The organism is Nonomuraea cavernae (assembly GCF_040655715.1).
In the GTDB taxonomy this organism is placed as follows: Bacteria; Actinomycetota; Actinomycetes; order Streptosporangiales; family Streptosporangiaceae; genus Nonomuraea; species Nonomuraea cavernae_A.
The window spans coordinates 110,720-131,208 of the sequence record NZ_JBFAKL010000018.1 but is presented as its reverse complement, the minus strand read 5'-3'; the positions used below and the strand labels follow the sequence as shown (position 1 = coordinate 131,208).

Annotated in this window: 19 protein-coding genes; 2 read left to right on the top strand and 17 right to left on the bottom strand. The window is 70.0% G+C overall.

Going from position 1 to position 20,489, the window contains the following annotated elements; translation table 11 throughout:
- Positions 1–90: 90 nt before the first annotated feature.
- The 17 genes from AB0I38_RS25420 to pgsA all read right to left on the bottom strand — a co-directional run bounded on the left by AB0I38_RS25420 (position 91) and on the right by pgsA (position 16,329).
- Positions 91–609, bottom strand: a complete 519-nt coding sequence (locus tag AB0I38_RS25420; RefSeq protein WP_358472152.1) for an adenine phosphoribosyltransferase — start codon at positions 607–609, stop codon at positions 91–93.
- A gap of 141 nt (positions 610–750) precedes the next feature.
- The gene (gene secF, locus AB0I38_RS25415) at positions 751–1,743 is read right to left on the bottom strand and encodes a protein translocase subunit SecF (RefSeq protein WP_358472150.1); all 993 of its coding nucleotides are present in this window, start codon (positions 1,741–1,743) and stop codon (positions 751–753) included.
- 1 nt (position 1,744) lies between these two features.
- A complete protein-coding gene (gene secD, locus AB0I38_RS25410; protein WP_358472148.1) occupies positions 1,745–3,508 on the bottom strand; it encodes a protein translocase subunit SecD in 1,764 nt (587 codons plus the stop codon).
- Positions 3,509–3,550: 42 nt separating this feature from the next.
- A complete protein-coding gene (yajC, locus tag AB0I38_RS25405; protein WP_358472146.1) occupies positions 3,551–3,910 on the bottom strand; it encodes a preprotein translocase subunit YajC in 360 nt (119 codons plus the stop codon).
- A 210-nt stretch (positions 3,911–4,120) separates the two neighbouring features.
- A complete protein-coding gene (ruvB, locus tag AB0I38_RS25400) occupies positions 4,121–5,152 on the bottom strand; it encodes a Holliday junction branch migration DNA helicase RuvB (protein ID WP_358472144.1) in 1,032 nt (343 codons plus the stop codon).
- Between the two features lie 58 nt (positions 5,153–5,210).
- Positions 5,211–5,831, bottom strand: coding sequence for a Holliday junction branch migration protein RuvA (ruvA, locus tag AB0I38_RS25395; RefSeq protein WP_358472142.1), 621 nt, complete (start codon positions 5,829–5,831; stop codon positions 5,211–5,213).
- Positions 5,828–6,370, bottom strand: coding sequence for a crossover junction endodeoxyribonuclease RuvC (ruvC, locus tag AB0I38_RS25390; protein WP_358472140.1), 543 nt, complete (start codon positions 6,368–6,370; stop codon positions 5,828–5,830). The genes ruvA and ruvC overlap by 4 nt, the downstream gene beginning before the upstream one ends.
- A 104-nt stretch (positions 6,371–6,474) precedes the next feature.
- Entirely contained in the window at positions 6,475–7,626 is a 1,152-nt protein-coding gene (locus AB0I38_RS25385) for a GNAT family N-acetyltransferase (RefSeq protein ID WP_358472139.1), read from the bottom strand.
- 10 nt (positions 7,627–7,636) lie between these two features.
- Positions 7,637–9,385, bottom strand: a complete 1,749-nt coding sequence (locus AB0I38_RS25380) for a hypothetical protein (RefSeq protein WP_358472137.1) — start codon at positions 9,383–9,385, stop codon at positions 7,637–7,639.
- Between the two features lie 71 nt (positions 9,386–9,456).
- The gene (locus AB0I38_RS25375; RefSeq protein WP_358472135.1) at positions 9,457–10,209 is read right to left on the bottom strand and encodes a YebC/PmpR family DNA-binding transcriptional regulator; all 753 of its coding nucleotides are present in this window, start codon (positions 10,207–10,209) and stop codon (positions 9,457–9,459) included.
- A gap of 4 nt (positions 10,210–10,213) precedes the next feature.
- Positions 10,214–10,852, bottom strand: a complete 639-nt coding sequence (pdxT, locus tag AB0I38_RS25370) for a pyridoxal 5'-phosphate synthase glutaminase subunit PdxT (protein ID WP_358472133.1) — start codon at positions 10,850–10,852, stop codon at positions 10,214–10,216.
- Between the two features lie 197 nt (positions 10,853–11,049).
- A complete protein-coding gene (gene pdxS / locus AB0I38_RS25365) occupies positions 11,050–11,979 on the bottom strand; it encodes a pyridoxal 5'-phosphate synthase lyase subunit PdxS (RefSeq protein WP_358472132.1) in 930 nt (309 codons plus the stop codon).
- Between the two features lie 95 nt (positions 11,980–12,074).
- Positions 12,075–13,094 (bottom strand): DUF3048 domain-containing protein, encoded by a 1,020-nt coding sequence (locus AB0I38_RS25360; protein WP_358472130.1) that lies wholly within the window; start codon positions 13,092–13,094, stop codon positions 12,075–12,077.
- A 61-nt stretch (positions 13,095–13,155) separates the two neighbouring features.
- On the bottom strand, positions 13,156–13,686 hold the full coding sequence (locus tag AB0I38_RS25355; RefSeq protein ID WP_436838781.1) for a hypothetical protein: 531 nt from the start codon (positions 13,684–13,686) through the stop codon (positions 13,156–13,158).
- Positions 13,687–13,694: 8 nt separating this feature from the next.
- The gene (locus tag AB0I38_RS25350) at positions 13,695–14,825 is read right to left on the bottom strand and encodes a glycosyltransferase family 4 protein (RefSeq protein ID WP_358472126.1); all 1,131 of its coding nucleotides are present in this window, start codon (positions 14,823–14,825) and stop codon (positions 13,695–13,697) included.
- Positions 14,822–15,730 (bottom strand): phosphatidylinositol mannoside acyltransferase, encoded by a 909-nt coding sequence (locus tag AB0I38_RS25345; RefSeq protein WP_358472124.1) that lies wholly within the window; start codon positions 15,728–15,730, stop codon positions 14,822–14,824. Before AB0I38_RS25345 ends, AB0I38_RS25350 begins: the two co-directional genes overlap by 4 nt.
- Positions 15,727–16,329: a phosphatidylinositol phosphate synthase gene (pgsA, locus tag AB0I38_RS25340; RefSeq protein ID WP_358472122.1), complete on the bottom strand. Its 603-nt coding sequence runs from the start codon at positions 16,327–16,329 to the stop codon at positions 15,727–15,729. The genes AB0I38_RS25345 and pgsA overlap by 4 nt, the downstream gene beginning before the upstream one ends.
- A gap of 244 nt (positions 16,330–16,573) precedes the next feature.
- Here pgsA and AB0I38_RS25335 point away from each other — a divergent pair, with 244 nt between their 5' ends.
- Both AB0I38_RS25335 and AB0I38_RS25330 read left to right on the top strand, forming a co-directional pair.
- Entirely contained in the window at positions 16,574–18,712 is a 2,139-nt protein-coding gene (locus tag AB0I38_RS25335; RefSeq protein ID WP_358472120.1) for an elongation factor G-like protein EF-G2, read from the top strand.
- 152 nt (positions 18,713–18,864) lie between these two features.
- Complete coding sequence (locus AB0I38_RS25330; protein ID WP_358472118.1) at positions 18,865–20,430, top strand: glycoside hydrolase family 10 protein; 1,566 nt, start codon at positions 18,865–18,867, stop codon at positions 20,428–20,430.
- Positions 20,431–20,489: the final 59 nt, after the last annotated feature.

Sequence of the window (20,489 nt, the reverse complement as noted above, 5' to 3'; positions counted from 1 at the left end):
ACCACATCACGGGGCACTCAGACTCCTCACGTTCGAGTCCAGGTCCCCAGTGTATCCAGGTGAGAAACCCGGCTCGCCGGGGGTCCCGGCTCAGACGATCACCAGGGAGTGCGCCTCCACTCCCACGAGGCGCTCACGCCCCTTCAGAAATGCCAGCTCCATCAGCACGGCGACGCCGACGACGTCGGCTCCGGCCCTGCGCACCAGCTCCACCGTCGCCTCGGCCGTGCCGCCCGTGGCCAGCACGTCATCGACGATGAGAACCCGGTCACCTTCGGCGAAGGCGTCACGGTGCACCTCGATGGTCGCGGAACCGTACTCCAGATCGTAGGACTCTTCGAGCGTCTCAGAAGGCAGTTTGCCCTTCTTGCGTACGGGAACGAAGCCGGCACCGGCGTGGAGAGCCACGGGCGCTGCCAGAATGAACCCCCTGGCCTCGATCCCGACGATCTTGTCGACCGCGTGCAACCCGGCCAGTTCGCGCACCACGGCCGAGAACGCCTCGTGGTCGGCGAGCAACGGGGTGATGTCCTTGAACAGCACACCCGGCTTGGGGTAGTCGGGCACGTCCCTGATGTGCTCGAGGATCAACTTCTGCAGGTCGCTCATCCAGCCACTCCTCCGACGGTCCCTGCCCACGACTGACGGCCTCCATGATGACGCATCCGGCGGCATATCCGGACCATATGGACGGAGGCCTGGCCACGCATGCCACAGGGCGGGCCGGTCGGCCCGCCCTGTGGGACAACCTCAGCCCTTGGCTACGGCGGTGCTTTTGGAACCACCCTTCGACCCCTTGCCTCCCGTGGAGGCGAGACGCCGGGCGATGGCCTGGTACTTCGGCTCCCGCTCCTTGAGCGTCACCAGCAGTGGCGTGGCCACGCACAGCGAGGAGTAGGTGCCGACGATCATGCCGACGAACAGGGCCAGCGAAAGGTCCTTCAGCGTGCCCGCGCCGAGCAGCGTGGTGCCGATGAACAGGATCGCGGCCACCGGCAGGATCGCGACCAGCGAGGTGTTGAGCGACCGGATCAGCGTGTGGTTGAGCGCGTTGTTGGCCGCCATCGAGTAGGTCTGCTTGGACGTGGTGCCCAGCTTGGCCGTGACCTCCTTGATCATGTCGAACACCACGACCGCGTCGTAGAGCGAGTAACCGAGGATGGTCAGGAAGCCCAGCAGCGTCGCGGGCGTGACCTCGAAGCCCGACCAGGCGTAGACGCCGGCCGTGATGACCAGGTCGTGGATGAGCGCCACGATGGCGGCCAGCGCCATCTTGGGCTCGAACGCCATCGACAGGTAGAGGATGATCGCGAGCATGAAGACGCCCAGGCCGACCCAGGCCTTCTGCGACACCTCACCGCCCCACGAGGCGCCGATCGACTGGATGTCGACCTGGTCGACCGGGACCCCGTAGTCCTTGGAGATCGCCGTCTGCACCTGGGTCATGGTGGATTCGGGCAGGGTCTCGGTGGTGACCCGCCAGCGGTCGCCGGCCGTCTGCACGATCGGCTGGTGCACGCCCTCTTCCTGGAAGCCCTCGCGGACCTGCTCGATGGTGGCGGCAGGCGCCTTGAAGGAGAACACCGAGCCGCCGGTGAACTCGACGCCCAGGTTGAGGCCGTTGACCAGGATCCCCGACAGGGACACGATCAGCAGCAGGCCGGACAGGCTGTACCAGAGCTTCCAGCGGCCGACGAAGTCGACGTTGATCTCGCCACGGTAGAGGCGACGCGCGAGTCCCATCTCAGGCCTCCAGCGGGTTGTTCGTGCGGCCGGTGGTGCCGGTCGAGACGGCGCTCATGCGTTCGGCGTCGATCCCGGACAGCGGATGCCCCTTGGCGAAGAACTTGAGCCTGGCCAGCAAGGCGATGAACGGCTTGGTGAACAGGAACACCACCACCACGTCGATCAGCGTGGTCAGGCCCATCGCGAAGGCGAACCCCGCCACACCGCCGACGGCCAGCAGGTAAAGCACGACCGCGGCGATGAACATGACGGCGTCGGCGATCAGGATCGTGCGCCGGGCGCGGACCCAGGCCACCTCGACGGCCGCGCGCAGCGAGCGCCGTCCTTCCTTCATCTCGTCACGTATGCGTTCGAAGTAGACGATGAAGGAGTCGGCGGTGATGCCGATCGAGACCACCAGGCCGATGATGTGCGGCAGCGACAGCCGGAATCCGGCGTTGTGGCCGAGCACCACCACCGCGGTGTAGGTGAGGATCGAGGCGACGATGAGGCTCAGCACGGCGACGAGCCCGAGGCCGCGGTAGTAGAACATCGAGTAGAGGACCACCAGCACGAGGCCGATGAGGCCGGCGATCAGACCGCCCTCCAACTGGTCCTGGCCCAGGGTCGAGGAGACCGTGTCGATCGAGCTGCGCTCGAACTTCAGCGGCAGCGCGCCGTACTTGAGCTGCTCGGCGAGGTCAGTGGCGCTCTGCTGGTTGAAACCGCCGGTGATCTCGGCTCGGCCGCCGGGGATCGGGCTGATGATGTTGGGGGCGGTGATCACCACACCGTCGAGGACGACGGCGACCTTGTTGCGCGGCTCCTGCGAGTTGTAGGCGGTGGAGGTGAGCTTGCTCCACTCGCCCGCTCCCTTGCTCTTGAAGTCGAGCTGGACGACCCACTCGGTCGTGCCCTGGCGGACGCCCGCGGAGGCGGTGCTGATGTCGGTGCCGACGACCTTGGCCACATCGAGGATGTACTTGTAGCTGCCGTCGCTCTCGCAGGCGGAGTACTGCTTGTTCGGGTCGTCCTGGACACCCTGGCCGCGGTTCTTCGGGTCGGCGCAGTCGAGGCTGTTGTACTGCTTCCAGGCGGCGGGTTCGATGCCCTTCGGGGGGGCGCCGGCGTTTTGGTCACCCTCCTTAGTGGGGCTCGGCGTCGGCGTGGCCTTCGCGTTCTGCCCGCTCTTGCGCTCGCGCGGGGTGGGGCTGGTCTCCGGCGTTGGACTGCGTGTCGGCGTCGTCAGGGCCGATGACAGACCCTTGCCCGTCGGGGACGCCGCGGGCGTCGCCACCCCGGCCGACCGCGAGGCGGTCGGCTGGGGCTTGGCCGAGGGCTGCGTGGACGAGGGCGAGGAGCTCGGAGCCGGGGGCTCGGTGGCGAGCTCCTGCGGGAGCTGCGTGGCCTCCATGGTGAGCACCTGGCGGAAGCGCAGCTCCGCAGTGGTCGCGACCAGCTTGATGGCCTCGCTCTGCCCGACGCCGGGGATGGAGATGATGATGTTGTCGCCTGACTTGGCGACCTCCGCGTCGGAGATGCCGGTGCCGTTGACTCGGTCACGAATGATGTTGACCGCGCGGTCGAGGATCTCCTCGGGTGGAGCCGCACCGTTCTGCGTAACCGGAGATAGAGTCACGGTCGTGCCGCCGGCGAGGTCAAGTCCCAGCTTGGGCGTGAATGCCTTCTGCAAGAACATCGTCCCGCCCAGGGCGAGGATGAGCGCCACGAGCACCAGGAGCGTACGCCCCGGCTTGCTGTGGCTGCTGGTCGGTCGGGCCACTGGTCGTCTGTCTTTCAGATAGGGGTTTGTCGCAGAGCCTGGTCAGGCCTGCTTCGAATTGGAGTCCTGGCCGCCGTCGCGCTCCACGGGCTCGTCATGCGTGCTGTCGTCGCTGTCGCTCTCGGCGGAAGCGTCGCCAGGTGTCACGACGCGGCCGATGGCCGCCTTCACCCAGCGGGTCTCGATCCCGGGGGCGACCTCAAGGATCACGTCGTCATTGTCCACCGCGACCACGGTGCCGAACAGCCCGGTCGTGGTCATCACTCTGGCACCCGGCGCGAGGCTGTTCTGCATCTTGACCGCTTCCTGCTGACGCTTGCGCTGCGGGCGAATCAGCAGGAAGTAGAACACCACCACCAGCAGGATCAGCGGCAGGATACTTCCGAGTTGTCCCATGTCCATAAGGGGCGACCTTCCATTGTCGTACAAGGAGTTGACACCGGCCTCGCGCCGGAAATTCCGTGCGTTGCTCGGGCCGCGCCGCTCAGCCCGTCAGCCTACACAGCCAGCCAAGCCACGGAGTGTAGGCGGTTGTTGCGAAACGCGGCAACGAAGCAGCGTTTCGGCGCGCGGGGAAGTTCCCGATTCGAAACGGTTGCAACCGTTCTGTAATCAGTCGAAAAGCGAGGCTCCGAACGCATCTGGGGGTGGAGTCATGCCCAGGTGGTGCCAGGCAGCGGCGGTGGCGACCCGGCCGCGCGGGGTCCTGGCCAGCAGGCCCTGGCGTACGAGGAACGGCTCGGCCACCACTTCGACGGTCTCGGGCTCCTCGCCCACGGCCACGGCCAGCGTGGACAGGCCCACCGGGCCGCCGCCGAACTTGCGCAGCAGCGCGCCGAGCACGGCCCGGTCGAGCCGGTCGAGCCCTTCGGCGTCGACCTCGTAGAGATTGAGGGCGGCGGAGGCGATGTCGCGGTCGATGACGCCGCCGGCCCGCACGTCGGCGAAGTCGCGCACCCGGCGCAGCAGCCGGTTGGCGATGCGCGGTGTGCCGCGCGAGCGCCGGGCGATCTCGTGCGCGCCCTCGTCGGGCAGCGTCACCCCGAGCAGCCGGGACGAGCGGTGGAGCACCTGCTCGAGCTCCTCGACCTGGTAGAAGTCCATGTGGGCGGTGAAGCCGAACCGGTCACGCAGCGGCGCGGGCAGCAGCCCGGCCCTGGTAGTGGCGCCGACCAGCGTGAACGTCGCGATGTCGAGCGGGATGGCGGTGGCCCCGGGGCCCTTGCCGACCACGATGTCGACCCGGAAGTCCTCCATCGCGAGGTAGAGCATCTCCTCGGCGGGCCGCGCCATCCGGTGGATCTCGTCGATGAACAGCACCTCGCCCTCGGCCAGGGTGGACAGGATGGCCGCGAGGTCGCCGGCCCGTTCCAGGGCCGGCCCCGACGTGATGCGGAGCGGGGCGCTCAACTCGGCTGCGATGATCATAGCCAGAGTCGTCTTGCCCAGCCCGGGTGATCCGCTCATCAGCATGTGGTCGGGCGACCGGCCGCGCCGCAGCGCGCTCTCGAGCACCAGCGACAACTGCTCGCGCACGCGCGCCTGGCCGATGAACTCGTCGAGCCGCTTGGGCCGCAGGGCCGCCTCGATCTGCGACTCCTCGCCCTCGGCGTCGGGCGACACGAGGTCTCGCTCCAGGCTCACTGCCGCACCTCCCTGACGGGGCTCCCTGCGAGGGTAGGGCACCGGCCCGCCCACGCCGTCATCGGACGCTCAGCGCCCGCAGCGCCGCCTTCAGCAGGGCGGCCACCTGGGGGGTGCGGCCGGCGGCCAGATCGGCGTCGGCCTCCGGCTCGACGGCCGCGACGGCCTCGTCGGCGTCCTTGCTCGAATAGCCCAGCCCCACGAGCCCGGAGTGCACCTGGTCGCGCCAGAGCGCGACGCGGCGGCCGCCGTTGAGCGCGGCGTCGAGGGTCGCCTCGGGGGTGCCGAGGCGGTCCTTCAGCTCCAGGACGATGCGCTGGGCGCCCTTCTGGCCGATGCCCGGCACCTGGGTGAGCGCCTTGAGGTCGGCTCCGGCGACGGCGACGCGCAGCGCGTTGGGCGAGTGGACGGCGAGCATGGACAGCGCCAGCTTGGGGCCCACGCCGCTGGCCGTCTGGAGCAGCTCGAAGACGGCCCGCTCGTCGTCGGTGGCGAAGCCGTAGAGGGTGAGGGACTCCTCGCGCACCACCAGCGAGGTGGCCAGCCGGGCCTGCTCACCGGTGTGGAGCGTGGCCAGGGTGCCGGGCGTGCAGTGGACCAGGACGCCGACGCCGCCGACCTCGATCACCGCGCCGTCGGGCGCGACGGTCGTCACCCGGCCGGCCACCGAGGCGATCACAGCTTCACGTCCCTGCGCGGCGCGCGGGCCTGCGCCCGCGCGACCGCCTCCGCGACGCGGTGCTGGGCGCCGCCGCGCCAGACATGGCAGATGGCCAGCGCGAGCGCGTCGGCGGCGTCGGCCGGCTTGGGCATCTCGGTGAGCCTCAGCAGCCGGGTCACCATGAGCCCGATCTGCTTCTTGTCGGCGCTGCCGCTGCCGGTGACGGCCGCCTTGACCTCGGAGGGCGTGTGCAGGGCGACGGGCAGCCCGCGCCTGGCCGCGCAGAGGACCGCGATGCCCGCGGCCTGTGCGGTGCCCATGACGGTGCGGACGTTGTGCTGGCTGAAGACCCGCTCGACCGCCACTGCGTCGGGGCGCACCTCGTCGAGCCACTGCTCGATGCCGGCCTCGATGCCCACCAGCCGTGCGCCCAGCTCCTCGTCGGCTCCGGTGCGCACCACCCCGACGGCCACCAGGGACAGCGGCGCGCCGGGCCGGCCCTCGACCGCTCCCAGGCCGCACCGGGTCAGCCCCGGATCGACGCCCATCACCCGCACCGGCCTGCCTCCCCGCGCCGCCGAACACCTGTTCGGCACGAGACTCTACCCCGGCCGACGTGGCCGCGCACCGCGAAACGCCCGCCGGACGCCCATCAGAACCGTCAGAAGTAGTCGAGCATGTACGGCCGGGCGGCGAAGGCCGCGTCCAGGGCGTCGTCGTGGCGGTCGTCGCCGGACATGAGCCCGGCACGGCGCAGCGTGGTGGTGGGAACGCCGGCGTAGAGGGCCGACAGGGCGTTGACCGTGAGCCGGGGCCCGTCTCCCGCCTCCACGCGGGTGGCCGTGCCGCGGCCCTCGGCGATCTCCAGCCGCCACCGGCCGGTGTTGCCGGGCCGCAGCGGGTCGTCCACCTCGACGGCGGCGCTCAGGGTCACCCCGCCCGGATAGCCCCGGCGTTCGACGGCCGCGGCCAGGTCGATCACCCGGAACATCCACCGCACCAGGGTGACCTTCTCCTTCGAGCGTTCGCGCAACAGCCACAGCACGGGGTCGTCGGGCGCCACGGCGGCGGTGACGTGCTCGGCCACCGAGGAGGAGGTGCCCACCAGCGACCACAGCGCCCTGGCGGTCGCCTCGGACCCGGCGACCTGGTTGTCGACCCGGATGTTCTCGCCGTCCCAGCGGTAGACGACGTAACCGTCGTCGGCGAGGTAGAGGAAGTCGTCGGGCTCGGCGAGCCAGAGCGCCCAGGTGCGCTCGTCCCACGAGATCGGGCCGGAGGCACGGCCCGCGCCGTGCACGCGGTGCAGCACGGCGACGACCTCGGCCGCGTCGGCCGGGCCCATCCGGCGCAGCTTGACCTCGCCGGACGGCCGGATCGTGCGCAGCGCCTCGGCCGGGATGGTGGCCAGGTGCTGGGCCCCGGCGTGCTCGTACCCGACGGAGCGGTAGAGCGGCGTCGTCGCCGGATAGAGCGCGGAGACGGCGTCGCCGAGCTCGGCCGCCCGGGCGACGATCGCGCGCATGATCTGCCCGCCCACTCCCCTGCCACGGTCCTCGGGGTTGACCGTGACGCCGGCGATCCCGGCCATCGGCTGCGGCCTGCCGTGCCACCACTGGGTGAAGCCGCGCAGCCGGGCCGCGGCCGTGAGCCTGGTGCCGTCGAACGCGCCCAGGTAGCGGCCCTCGGCCAGGACGGGCCGTATGGCCATGCGCCAGCTTTCGCCTTGGGAGGCCGACAGCAGGCCGAAGGAGCGCTTGCGCATGTCGAACACGGCGTCGAGGTCATCGGGGGTGAGGTAACGAATTTCCACAATGCGCAACCTATGCGGCGGGTGTTCGGGAGCGCGAACCTTTTCCGGCGGTGACGGCCAGCCGGTCGAGGTAGAGCAACTGCGCCGCGACCAGGGCGGCGAAGGCGACGAGCAGCATGGCGAGCGGCGTGGTGACCCCGGCGTCGAGGGCGGCCGCGCGGAAGTCGCTCAGCCGGTTCAGCAGGGCGACGGGGGCGGTGGCGAGGCCGGGATCGTGCGCGGTCAGCAGCGGCCAGAGCAGTTCCTGGGCGTTGGCCAGGGCGACCGCGCCGGCCAGGATGCCCGCCATCGGCAGGGACGGCAGCACGACGCCGCCGAGGAAGTCGCCTCCGGCGCGCTCGGCCAGCCCCTTGCAGAGCAACGTCAGCACCAGGAGCGCAGGCACAGACACCAAGAAAGGCGGAAAAATCGCGATAAAAGTATCGATGAGGCCCATGTCAGTCACCGTCTGCCAATCGGCGACACTGAGCGGCCCGATGCCGACGAACAACCATGGCCCGAACAGCAGCAGCAGCCACTCGCTGCGCCGTCCCAGCGGGCGCAGCCCGCCGATGCCGAGCGCCGCCAGGTAGGCGACGCCGACGGAGACCAGCGCCCCCACGACGGCGGGCACCCAGGTGTTCACCTGCGTCCGCGGCCCGGCGCCCGGCGTCTCACCGCCCGCGACCAGGGCGGACAGCCACGGCCAGGCCCAGACCACCGCGATCAGGGTCACGAGGGCCAGCGCCACCGCTCCGATCACCTTGCCCGCCACGGACGCGCCCCGCGTGCGGCTCTGAGCGGCCCGCTGCGCCGCGCGCGACCCCAGGGCCTGTCCGTGTGCACCCTCCGGCCGTTCGGCGCCCTGACCGTACACGGGAGCCTGGTACGGGGCTTTCTGTCCGTCCGCGGGCTCTGACCGGTGATCAAGCCCATCCGCGGGCCCCGAGCGAGGTATGAGCGAGATGCGCAGGTCGGCGGCCACCGCGAGGATCGTCGCGACGAGCCCCAGCACGCCGAGCAGGACGCCCACGATGGTCGCCAGCGAGGCGCCCAGCCCCGGCCTGAACAGCCGGAAGGCGTAGTCGTACTGCAACGTCGCCAGCGTCTGCGCGGAACGCCCCGGCCCGCCCGCCATCAGCGCCAGCCCCATCGAGAACGTCTGGAGGGCGGCGGCGATCATGGCCAGCGCGACGAGCCCGCCCACCACGAGCATGGCCGCCGTCACGGTGCCGCCGCGCAACGCGGGCAGGAACGCCATCACCGCCAGGGCGCACACCAGCCCGAACGTGGTGGCGGCGAAGATCAAACCGAAGGTCACCGGCGCGGTGGCCTGATCGCGCAGCCCCTCGGCCAGCGTGACCACGCCCGTGGCCTCGGAGCGCAGGCCCCGCAGCCAGGCGGCGGCGACCCCCAACGGCGAGAAGGTGACGATGGCCAGGGACAGCACGACCCTGCCGGTGCGCCTGAGCGGCCCGCCCGCCCGGTCGAGGGCCAGCGCGAGCGACGGCCCCACCACCACGGCCACCAGGAGCGGCACCACCGCCAGCGAGAGCGTGAAGCCGAGCGCCCGCCAGAACGCGTCGTCACCCAGGTTGCCGGCGTAGTTGTCGAGCCCGACGAACTGGCTCGGCCCGGCGATCCGGCCCGACTCGAAGCCGAGCAGGATGGTCCTGATCGTCGGAAAGAGCAGCGAGATCGCGGTGCCGACCAGCGCGGGAAGCAGGAGCAGCCAGCCGAGCGCGGGAGAAGCCTGTTGGGAGGGGTTGGGGGAGGTCACGACGCGACACCCTACGCCGCCCCCGGGCACCGTGCCACGACGATGCCGATCATCACCTCGATCCGCCGGGATCAGGCGTCGAGCTTCTCCATGATCTCGTCGGAGACGTCGAAGTTGGCGAACACGTTCTGCACGTCGTCGCTGTCCTCCAGCGCGTCGATGAGCCGGAACACCTTCTTGGCGCCCTCCTCGTCGAGCGGCACGCTCATCGTCGGCAGGAAGCTGGACTCGGCGGAGTCGTAGTCGATGCCCGCGTCCTGCAGCGCCTTGCGCACCGGCACCAGGTCACCGGCCTCGGAGACGACCTCGAACGCCTCGCCCAGGTCGTTGACCTCCTCGGCCCCCGCGTCGAGCACGGCCATGAGCACCGTGTCCTCGTCGAGGTCGCTCTTGGGCACGATCACGACGCCCTTGCGGTTGAACATGTAGGACACCGACCCGGGGTCGGCCAGCGAGCCGCCGTTGCGGGTCAGCGCGACACGCACCTCGGAGGCCGCTCGGTTGCGGTTGTCGGTGAGGCACTCGATGAGGACCGCGACCCCGCCGGGGGCGTAGCCCTCGTAGGTGATGGTCTGCCAGTCGGCGCCGCCGGCCTCCAGGCCGCCACCCCGCTTGCGGGCCCGCTCGATGTTGTCGTTGGGCACCGAGTTCTTCTTCGCCTTGAAGATGGCGTCGAAGAGCGTGGGGTTGGCATCCGGATCAGGCCCACCCGTCCTGGCCGCCACCTCGATGTTCTTGATGAGCTTCGCGAACAGCTTGCCGCGCTTGGCGTCGAGCGCGGCCTTCTTGTGCTTCGTCGTCGCCCATTTGGAGTGGCCGGACATCTACCTATAGCTCCCTCAGCATGTCTACGAAGTATCGGTGCACGCGAGCGTCCCCGGTCAGCTCGGGATGGAACGAGGTCGCGAGCAGCGGCCCTTGGCGGACCGCGACGATCCTATCCCCCGGTTCGGCCCGGCCCAGCACATCAACGTCGGGCCCGACCGATTCGACCCACGGCGCTCGGATGAACACGGCGTGCACCGGCTGGCCCGCGAAGTCGAGATCGGCCTCGAACGAGTCGACCTGGCGGCCGAAGGCGTTGCGCCTGACCACCATGTCGATGCCGCCGATGGTGCGCTGCCCTTCGGCGCCGTCCTCGATCCGGTCGGCCAGCATGATCATGCCGGCGCAGGAGCCGTAGGCGGGCATGCCGTCCTTGACCCGCAGCCGCAGGGGTTCCAGCAGGTCGAAGGTCTCGGCGAGCTTCCACATCGTGGTGGACTCCCCGCCGGGGATGACCAGCCCGTCGACGGCCTCCAACTCGGCGGGCCGGCGCACGGTCATGGCCGAGGCGCCTGCCTCCTGGAGCATGCGCACATGCTCGCGCACGTCTCCTTGCAGAGCGAGTACACCGATCGTGGGCACGGGCGTCCTTCCCTCGGGGTCGTGGGGTCCGGTTGATTCAACACCAAGCCCGTACGACATCTTCCTACAGAGTGGCTAAAAGAGGGCGGCGGCACCCGCGCGTGACCGGGCTGTGGACGTCCTGTAGCTTGACCGAGCTCCATGACGCCCCGGCGAACGCCACACAACACGAATAAGGCGACACCCTTCGCGGATATCGCCTTATTCGGAAATCAGTGCCACCGCCGGGCAGCTCATCCGGCCCTACGGGGCCGTGGTCACCAGCCGCGCTCGGCCAGGCGGTGCGGCTGCGGGATCTCCTCGACGTTGATGCCGACCATGGCCTCGCCCAGGCCACGAGAGACCTTGGCGATGACGTCGGGGTCGTCGTAGAACGTGGTGGCCTTGACGATGGCGGCGGCGCGCCTGGCCGGGTCACCCGACTTGAAGATGCCGGAGCCGACGAACACGCCCTCGGCACCGAGGTGCATCATCATCGCGGCGTCGGCCGGGGTGGCGATGCCACCCGCGGTGAACAGCACGACCGGCAGCTTGCCCGCCCTCGCGACCTCGGCCACCAGCTCGTACGGCGCCTGCAGCTCCTTGGCGGCGACGTACAGCTCGTCCTCGGGCAGCGAGCCGAGGCGCTTGAGCTCGCCCCGGATCGTGCGCATGTGGGTGACCGCGTTGGAGACGTCGCCGGTGCCGGCCTCGCCCTTGGAGCGGATCATCGCGGCGCCCTCGGTGATGCGGCGCAGCGCCTCGCCCAGGTTGGTCGCCCCGCACACGAACGGCACGGTGAACTGCCACTTGTCGATGTGGTTGGCGTAGTCGGCCGGGGTGAGCACCTCGGACTCGTCGACGTAGTCGACACCGAGCGCCTGCAGCACGCGGGCCTCGGTGAAGTGGCCGATGCGGGCCTTGGCCATGACGGGAATCGACACGGCGGCGATGATGCCGTCGATCATGTCGGGGTCGCTCATCCGCGACACACCGCCCTGAGCGCGGATGTCGGCGGGCACACGCTCCAGGGCCATCACGGCGACCGCCCCGGCATCCTCGGCGATCTTCGCCTGCTCCGGGGTGACGACGTCCATGATGACGCCGCCCTTGAGCATCTCGGCCATGCCTCGCTTCACACGGGCGGTGCCGGTGACGGGGCCAGGGGTGGACGGGGCTTCGGGCGTGCTGGACACGGTCTTCCTCACAAAGGCGAACGGTAAGTTATCAAGCCCATGGTAGGTCCTTAACGGTCTTTTCCCCGACCCGCCATCATGTCAAGACTTGCGGTGGTTCTTGTACGTCAAGGAGTCACGGGCTTGCGGCTGGCGAGTGCCACCCAGACCTGACCTGGGGCGAAGTTCATCGGCTCGCCGCTCTCCGTGGTGAACGTCGTACCCCCCTCCTCGGATTCCCGCTCCCAGCGAGCCTTGTACGCCTTGCCGTCGCGCAGCACGATCGCCGAGCCCTTGCCGACGCTGTGCACGAGCGGCGTGTAGCTCTGGTTCTTGTCGTGGAACTCGGAGCGTTCGGTCTTGGTGTACTGGATGACGATCGTCGGAGCGCCGAGCTGGCCGCCCTCGGCCGCCATGTCCTTCTTGCCGTCCTGCCAGATCAGCCACTGCTTCCTGGCCTCGGACCAGGCGAAGGTCAAGCGCGCCGCGGGCCATTTGACCGTGTAGGACGTGCGGTCCACGCCTCCCTCGGCCGGAGCATCACCGAAGGTGAAGCCGATGTCCTTGGCCTTGCTCGCCTTGGGGGCGCCGGCCAGCAGCTGCTTGGAAGTGGCGAACAGGTTGTAGGGGGCGTAGCGGCCGGGCTGGCGGAAGTAGGCGCCGGGCGCCCGGCTGTCGGAGACGTCGAACAGGGACGCCTCCGCGATGAACGGCAGCATCTTGGTCTGCGCGCCCGAGTAGGCGAAGGCGGGCTTGCCGAACTGCGGCACGATGTGCAGGTCGGAGATGCGGGCGCTGCGGACGGGGCCGACCTTCGCCGGAAGCTTGGACGAGAAGATCGCCATCAGCCGGGTCAGACCGGCCTCGACCTGCTCGACGTAGACGATGTCCGCGCTCTTCAGGCCGAGCTGGGGCTTGCCCGCGGCGGTGTTCTCGATCTTCACCGCGAGCACCGGCTTGAGGGTCTCGGTGGGCTGCCCGGTGAACGGGTGGGTCTTGCCCGCGTCGGGCGTCTCCTCCTCGGCGGGCGTGGTGACCGACGCCTCCGGCGCCTGCCCCGCGGCGGGCTCATCCGACGAACATGCCGCGACGGGCAGCAGAACCGCCGCTCCGGCCAGCGTCACGGTGATCATCCGGAATAGCCGCACCTGTACACTCCTCCGCTTTGCCGCAAAATCGGAAGAAGCTTACCGGCCCTGACGAATCGGGTCATTCAGTTGCCATCGCCTCAGGCGGATTGTCATCAATCTCGAAGAATTGAGGGTATTCGGTGCGCCCAGCCAGGCGGAGAACCCTGGCCAGCCAGCGCCGCTGGGCGGTGCGCGTCACCCCGACGGCGTTGTTGTAGAAGCGGCGGGAGTAGACGACCTTGGCCACGGCCGCCTCCAGCTCCTCCAGGAGCGCCTGCCCTCCCGGCGACTCCGACAGCTTCTCCCCGAACCGCTCCTGGTCGACGACGGCCCGCAGGGTGCGCGACAGGTCGCTCTCGGCGCGCTCGCGTTCGTCGGGCCCGGCCATCCTGGCCTCGTGCGCCGACGCCGCGAGCACCAGCGAGGTCGCCGGGTCGAGCAGCCGGGAGCCCGCCAGCTCCAGCGCCACGGCCCGGCGTCGCATGAGCGCGGCCGACAGCGACTCTCCGGCCAGTTCGAGCCGGATGTGCAGCCGGTCGAGCCGGCCCGCCCGCCAGGAGATGTAGACGGCCGTGAGCACCACCACGATGCCCACGATCAGCACGACCATGATCGAGGTCACAGGTCTTCCTCCACCCGGCCCGCGCCGCCCATGGTGACGGTCTCGTAGACCCTGACCACGTCACGCGCCACCGTCGACCAGTCGTACTTGTGGACCGCCACCAGCGCCTCGGCCGCCAGCTTGGCCCGCCGTTCGGGCGCGTCGAGTAACGCCGCGGCCTCCCGGGCGAGCGAGGCCGGGTCGCCGTTGGAGAACAGCGCGCCCGCCTGCCCCTCGCCCAGCACCTTGCGGAACGCCGGGATGTCGCTGGCCAGCACGGTCGCGCCGGAGGCCATGGCCTCGGCCAGCACGATGCCGAAGCTCTCACCCCGGGTGTTGGGCGCGCAGAACACGTCGACCGAGTGGTAGGCGCGGATCTTGTCGGCCTCGCTCACCATGCCGAGCACGGTGACCCGGTCGTGGAACGCCCTGGTCACCCGGTCGTAGACGTCCTTGGCGTCGCCGGGGCCAGCGATCAGCAGCCTGAGCTCCGGCCGCTCCCCGGCCAGCAGGTTGAAGGCGTCGAGCAGGATGGGCAGGCCCTTGCGTTCCTCGTCCATCCGCCCGAGGAAGCCGATCGTCGCGCCGTCGGGCCCCCACCCGTCGAGCGGCTCGGCCTCGGTATAGCGGGCCACGGTCACCCCGTTGGGGATCAGCACGGTGTCACCGCCGAACTGCTCGACCAGGCTCTTGCGGGCGGCGTCGGAGACCGCGATGCGGCCGCTCAGCTTCTCCAGGGCGCTGCGCAGCAGCGGCTCGGCCACCGCGATCGCGCGCGAGCGCGCCCACGAGGCGTGGAAGGTGGCCACGATCGGGCCCTTGGCCGCCCAGCAGGCCAGCACCCCCAGACTGGGCACCAGCGGCTCGTGGATGTGCAGCACGTCGAAGTCACCGTCGCCGATCCAGCGCCGCACCCGCGCCGCCGACAGGAACCCGAACGACATCCTGGCCACCGACCCGTTGTAGGGGACGGGGATCGCACGGCCCGCGCCGACCACGTAGGGCGGCAGGTCGTCGTCGTCGGCCGCGGGCGCGATCACCGAGACGTCGTGCCCCTGCGCGATCAGGGCCTGGGCCAGGTCGTCGATGTGCTGCTTGACCCCGCCGGGCATGTCCCAGGAATAGGGGCAGACGATGCCGACCTTCATCGCCGCAGGTCCTCCAGCCACAGACGCTGCAGCATGTGCCAGTCTTCGGGATGCTCGGCGATGCCCTTCTCGAAGACGTGGCTGAGGCTCTGCGCCACCGCCGCGACCTTCTCCTGGCGGGTGCCCTCCTCGGGCACCGGGATCTCCTCGTGGATGTCGATGCCCCAGTCGTCGCCCGCGAAGAAGACCGTGGCGGGCAGCAGCGCGGCGCCCGTCTGCACCGCCAGCAGCGGCGGCCCCGCGGGCACCTTGGTCGTCGCGCCGAAGAACTCGACCTCGACGCCGCTCTTGGTGAGGTCGCGCTCGGCGGGCAGGCAGACGACCCCGCCCCTGCGCACGCGCATCGCCAGGGCGGCGAAGTTGTGGCCGTCGCCGCCGGTGAGCGGCAGCACCTCCATGCCGAGCCCCTCGCGGAAGGCGACGTAGCGGCGGAACAGCGACTCGGGCCGCAGCCGCTCGGCCACCGTGGCGAACGGATGGCCGACGCCGACCAGCCAGGCGCCCGCCTGGTCCCAGTTGCCCATGTGGGGCAGCGCGAGCACCACGCCGCGCCCGGCGGCGACGGTGTCGTGGATGTGCTCGGCGCCGGTCACGTGGGTGCGCCGGACGATCTCGTCGCGCGACATGGACGGCAGCCGGAAGATCTCCTCGAAGTAGCGGAAGTAGGAGCGCATGCCCGCCCGGCCGAGCTCGCGCAGCTCAGGACTGCCGGGAGCGAGCCCGGTCACCCTGGCCAGGTTGGACTCCAGGCGGCGTACCGACTTGCCCTGGCCGCGCCACAGCCGGTCGGCGGCGTAGCGGAAGGCCCCGGCGGTGAGCCGCTTGGGCAGCAGCGGCACGATCGTCCAGCCCGCCGCGAACCCCGCGGCGACGACCCGATCGGTGACGGACGGCTTCTCGCTCATCTCTCCCTCGTCTGCCGGTGAACGTGGACCACGCGCTGCACCACCGTGACAGCGCTCGCCCCCGCGAGCAACCACATGCCGGCGGGCAGCAGGTAGGGGACGCCGAGCCCGGCGAAGAACGTGGCCACCAGCACCACCACCAGCCGCTCGGGCCGCTCGGCCAGGCCCACGTCACAAGTGAGCCCGAGCCCCTCGGCCCGGGCCTTGGTATAGGACACCACGGCCCCGGCCACCAGGCAGAACAGCGTGACGCCCACCATCAGCGGGTCGTCCTGGGAGGCGAAGTAGAGGACCAGCCCGCAGAAGATGGCGGCGTCGGCCACCCGGTCGAGCGTGGAGTCGAGGAAGGCCCCCCAGGTGCTGCCCCCTCCCCCGCCGAGCCGGGCCACCACCCCGTCGAGCAGGTCGAACAGCACGAAAACGGTGATCACCAGGACGCCCACGCTGAGCATCCCCGCAGGAAAGAAGATCAGGGCGGCGGCCACCGTGCCGAGGGTGCCGATCGCCGTGACGACGTTGGGGCCGATCCCCCGGCGGACCAGGGCCCGGCCCAGCGGGGTGAGTATCCGGGTCATGGCCGGGCGCAGGAGTTTGAGCATCGCGCTCCGATCGTAGGCCATCGCGGGAGCGGCGACTTTCTTTGCCTCACCCCCCTTGTGATATCCGCCACACGGGTATTTGGTGAACACACCGCGTCCATGCGGTCCTGCGACCCCCCGCACGGGCGCGGCGTTGCGAACCTCATCCGAACGAGACGGGAGAGGGAGCCGAGCCGGACACCTGGCGTCGCGATGCCGGGCGTTCGACGGCGAGGCCGCCTCGTCCCAGGAGACCGGAGGCGATGTGGCGGAGAAGAACCCCGGAGGGGCCTTGGGAGCCGCGGGCAGGGCACCAGCGGCCGACAGGGCGGACGCGATACGCAATGTCGTGCTGGTCGGCCACTCAGGAGCGGGCAAGACGACCCTCGTGGAGCAGCTGCTGGCGACGACCGGCACCATCCAGCGGGCCGGCCGGGTGGAGGACGGCAACACGGTCAGCGACTTCGACGAGGTCGAGGTGCGGCAGCAGCGCTCGGTCAACCTGTCGCTCGCGCCACTGACGCACAACGGCATCAAGATCAATCTTCTCGACACCCCCGGTTACGCCGACTTCACGGGCGACCTGCGGGCCGGTCTGCGGGCCGCCGACGCCGCGCTCTTCGTCGTGTCGGCCGCAGAGGGCATCGACGGGCTGACCCAGCTGCTGTGGGAGGAGTGCGCGCGGGTCGCGATGCCCAGGGCGGTCGTGATCACCAAGATCGACCACCAGCGGGCCGACTTCGACGAGGTGCTCACGAGCTGCCAGGAGATCTTCGGCGACGGCGTCGCCCCGCTCTACCTCCCGGTGATCACCAACGGTCACGTCAACGGCCTGATCGGGCTGCTGACCCAGAAGTTCTACAACTACGCCACCGGCGGCCGCACCGAGAAGGAGCCGGGCGCCGAGTACGAGGCGCAGATCGAGGAGCACCGCGACACCCTGATCGAGAGCATCATCCAGGAGAGCGAGGACGAGTCGCTCATGGAGCGCTACCTCGCCGGCGACGCGATCGACACCGAGGTGCTCATCGACGACCTGGAGAAGGCGGTGGCCCGGGGCAGCTTCTTCCCGGTGCTCTGCTCCGGGCTCGGCGTCGGGACGACCGAGGTGCTGGAGCTGATCACGCAGGGCTTCCCGTCGCCGCTCGAACACCCGATGCCCGAGATCACCACCCTCGACGGCAAACCGGTCAAGGGCATCACCTGCGACCCCGACGGGCCCCTGGTGGCCGAGATCGTCAAGACCACCAGCGACCCCTACGTCGGCCGCATCAGCCTGGTCCGCGTCTTCTCCGGCACGCTGCGCCCCGACATGACCGTGCACGTCTCCGGGCATGGCCTGGCCGACCGCGGCCACGAGGACCACGACGTCGACGAGCGCATCGGCACCCTGACCAGCCCACTGGGCAAGCAGCAGCGCGGCACCGCCAGGGGCATCGCGGGCGACATCATCGCGGTGGCCAAACTGTCGCGGGCCGAGACGGGCGACACGCTGTCCGAGGTCGACAGACCGCTGCTGATGACGGCGTGGCAGATGCCCGACCCGCTGCTGCCGGTCGCGATCCAGGCCAGGTCCAAGGCCGACGAGGACAAACTGTCGCAGGCGCTCGGCCGCCTGGTGGCCGAAGACCCGACGCTGCGGCTGGAGAACAACGCCGAGACCCGGCAGCTCGTGCTGTGGTGCATGGGCGAGGCCCACACCGACGTGCTGCTCGACCGCCTGTCCAAGCGCCACGGCGTCGAGGTGGAGCGCATCGAGCTGCGGGTGCCGCTGCGCGAGACGTTCGGCGGCAAGTGCCAGGCGATGGGCCGCAACGTCAAGCAGACCGGCGGTCACGGCCAGTTCGCCATCTGCCACCTCGAGGTCGAGCCGCTGCCGTCCGGCGGCGGGTTCGAGTTCGTGGACAAGATCGTCGGCGGTGTGGTGCCCCGGCAGTTCATCCCGTCAGTGGAGAAGGGCGTGCGGGCCCAGATGGAGCGGGGTGTGGTCGCCGGCTATCCGATGGTGGACGTCCGGGTCACGCTCTACGACGGCAAGGCGCACTCCGTCGACTCCTCCGACATGGCCTTCCAGATCGCGGGGCAACTGGCGCTGAAGGAGGCCGCCTCGAAGGTGTCGACCCTGCTGCTGGAGCCGGTGGACGAGCTGTCGGTGCTGGTGGCCGACGACCACGTGGGCTCGGTGATGTCCGACCTGTCGTCACGGCGCGGGCGGGTGCTCGGCACCGAGCCGGTGGGCACCGGACGCACGCTGGTGAAGGCCGAGGTGCCCGAGCTGGAGATCACCCGGTACGCGATCGACCTGCGATCCATGTCACACGGCACCGGAAGCTTCCACCGCGCGTTCCTGCGCTACGAGCCGTTGCCTCCGCACCTGGCGGACAAGCTCGCGGCGAGCGGCTGAGCGCAGGTCAAGACCAGGCGTAGACCGGGCCGATGCCGGGTGGGACACCGTCCTTCCCGGCCCATCGGTTTACTCTCGCCACAAATACATCACGAATTCATTTCTTTTCTTCGGGACTAAGCGGGTGTGCCCCAATGCCACACTGGGGCATTATGCGAACCGGACGACCTCTCGCCGCAGCCGCCGCCCTGGCCGCCGTCACCACCGGCGCCGCCTACCTCTTCGGCCCCGGAGCCGGGGAGAGCCCAGCGGCCCGCACCGAGAAGAAGACCCCCGGCACCGCCACGGTCGCGGCCGCCGACTGCACCCCCGACGCCCGCTACCCCAAGCGCCAGATGCGCGGCGTCTGGATCGCCACGGTCCAGAACATCGACTGGCCCTCGCGCGCCGGGCTCTCGGCCGACAAGCAGCGAGCCGAATACGTCAAGCTCCTCGACACCGCCGCCAAGTTCAATTTCAACGCCGTCTTCGTCCAGGTGCGCCCCGCCGCCGACGCGATCTACAAGTCGCCGCTGGAGCCGTGGTCACGCTTCCTGACCGGCACCCCGGGCAAGGACCCGGGCTGGGACCCGATGCCGTTCCTGGTGAGCGAGGCCCACAAGCGCGGCCTGGAGTTTCACGCGTGGTTCAACCCCTACCGCGCGTCCTACGACGGCGACGTGTCCAAGCTGCCGGCCAATCACCTGGCCCGCCGGCACCCCGGCTGGACGGTCAAGTACGGCGACCGCCTCTACTTCAACCCCGGCCTGCCACAGGTGCGTGACCACGTGACCGAGGTCGTCACCGACGTGGTGAAGCGCTATGACATCGACGGGGTGCACTTCGACGACTACTTCTACCCCTATCCGAGCGGCAACGCCACGTTCAACGACTCCGCCACCTTTACAAAGTACGGCAAGGGCAAGCGGCTGGCCGACTGGCGGCGCGACAACGTCAACACGCTGGTCGCCCAGGTCGACAAGGCCGTTCACGAGATCAAGCCGTACATCAAGTTCGGCATCAGTCCGTTCGGCATCTGGCGCAACACGTCCAACGACCCGACCGGCTCCCGCACGGCGGGGATGTCGGCCTACGACTCGATCTACGCCGACGCCCGGGCCTGGATCAAGGCGGGCACCGTCGACTACGTGCTGCCGCAGCTGTACTGGCCGCGCGGGTTCAAGGCCGCCGACTACAACGTCCTGGTGCCGTGGTGGGCGAACGAGGTCAAGGGCACCGGCGTCGACCTCTACATCGGCCAGGCGCTCTACCGGGTCGGGGCCACCGACGACAAGGCGTGGACCAGGCCGGGCGAGCTGTCCGCGCACCTGACGTTCAACCGCAAGTACAAGCAGGTCGAGGGCGACGTCTACTTCAGCGCCAAGCAGTTGCTGACCAACCCGCTGGGCGCCCTCGACCGGATCTTCAAGGAGCACTACAGCCGCCCGGCCCTGCTGCCCCTGATCAAGAGCCTCGGCGGGGAGGCCCCGCCCGAGCCCACCGGCGTCAAGGCCGCGGGGAGGTCGCTGTCGTGGGAGCCGTCGCCGGGCGCCCGCTCCTACGCCGTCTACAAGCTGCCGAAGTCGGGCGAGGACTGCCACACGACCGACGCGCGCGACCTGGTCGCCGTGGTCGAGCGGCCGGCGTACACCGCCCCCTCCGACGGCACCTACCTGGTGACGGCGCTGGACCGGCTGGACCACGAGAGCAAGGCCGTCAGGGTCGAGGTCACGAAGTAGCCGCCGATCCCCGGCCGATGATCTTATGACTGGTCTCTGCCGTGTGGACACTGAGGGTT

Excerpts from the sequence above, each read along its gene's own strand:
- AB0I38_RS25420 (WP_358472152.1), bottom strand. The coding sequence starts at position 609 with ATGAGCGACCTGCAGAAGTTGATCCTCGAGCACATCAGGGACGTGCCC.
- secF (WP_358472150.1), bottom strand. The coding sequence starts at position 1,743 with ATGGGACTCGCGCGTCGCCTCTACCGTGGCGAGATCAACGTCGACTTC.
- yajC (WP_358472146.1), bottom strand. The coding sequence starts at position 3,910 with ATGGACATGGGACAACTCGGAAGTATCCTGCCGCTGATCCTGCTGGTG.
- AB0I38_RS25375 (WP_358472135.1), bottom strand. The coding sequence starts at position 10,209 with ATGTCCGGCCACTCCAAATGGGCGACGACGAAGCACAAGAAGGCCGCG.
- pdxT (WP_358472133.1), bottom strand. The coding sequence starts at position 10,852 with ATGTCGTACGGGCTTGGTGTTGAATCAACCGGACCCCACGACCCCGAG.
- AB0I38_RS25355 (WP_436838781.1), bottom strand. The coding sequence starts at position 13,686 with ATGGTCGTGCTGATCGTGGGCATCGTGGTGGTGCTCACGGCCGTCTAC.
- AB0I38_RS25350 (WP_358472126.1), bottom strand. The coding sequence starts at position 14,825 with ATGAAGGTCGGCATCGTCTGCCCCTATTCCTGGGACATGCCCGGCGGG.
- AB0I38_RS25345 (WP_358472124.1), bottom strand. The coding sequence starts at position 15,730 with ATGAGCGAGAAGCCGTCCGTCACCGATCGGGTCGTCGCCGCGGGGTTC.
- pgsA (WP_358472122.1), bottom strand. The coding sequence starts at position 16,329 with ATGCTCAAACTCCTGCGCCCGGCCATGACCCGGATACTCACCCCGCTG.
- AB0I38_RS25330 (WP_358472118.1), top strand. The coding sequence starts at position 18,865 with ATGCGAACCGGACGACCTCTCGCCGCAGCCGCCGCCCTGGCCGCCGTC.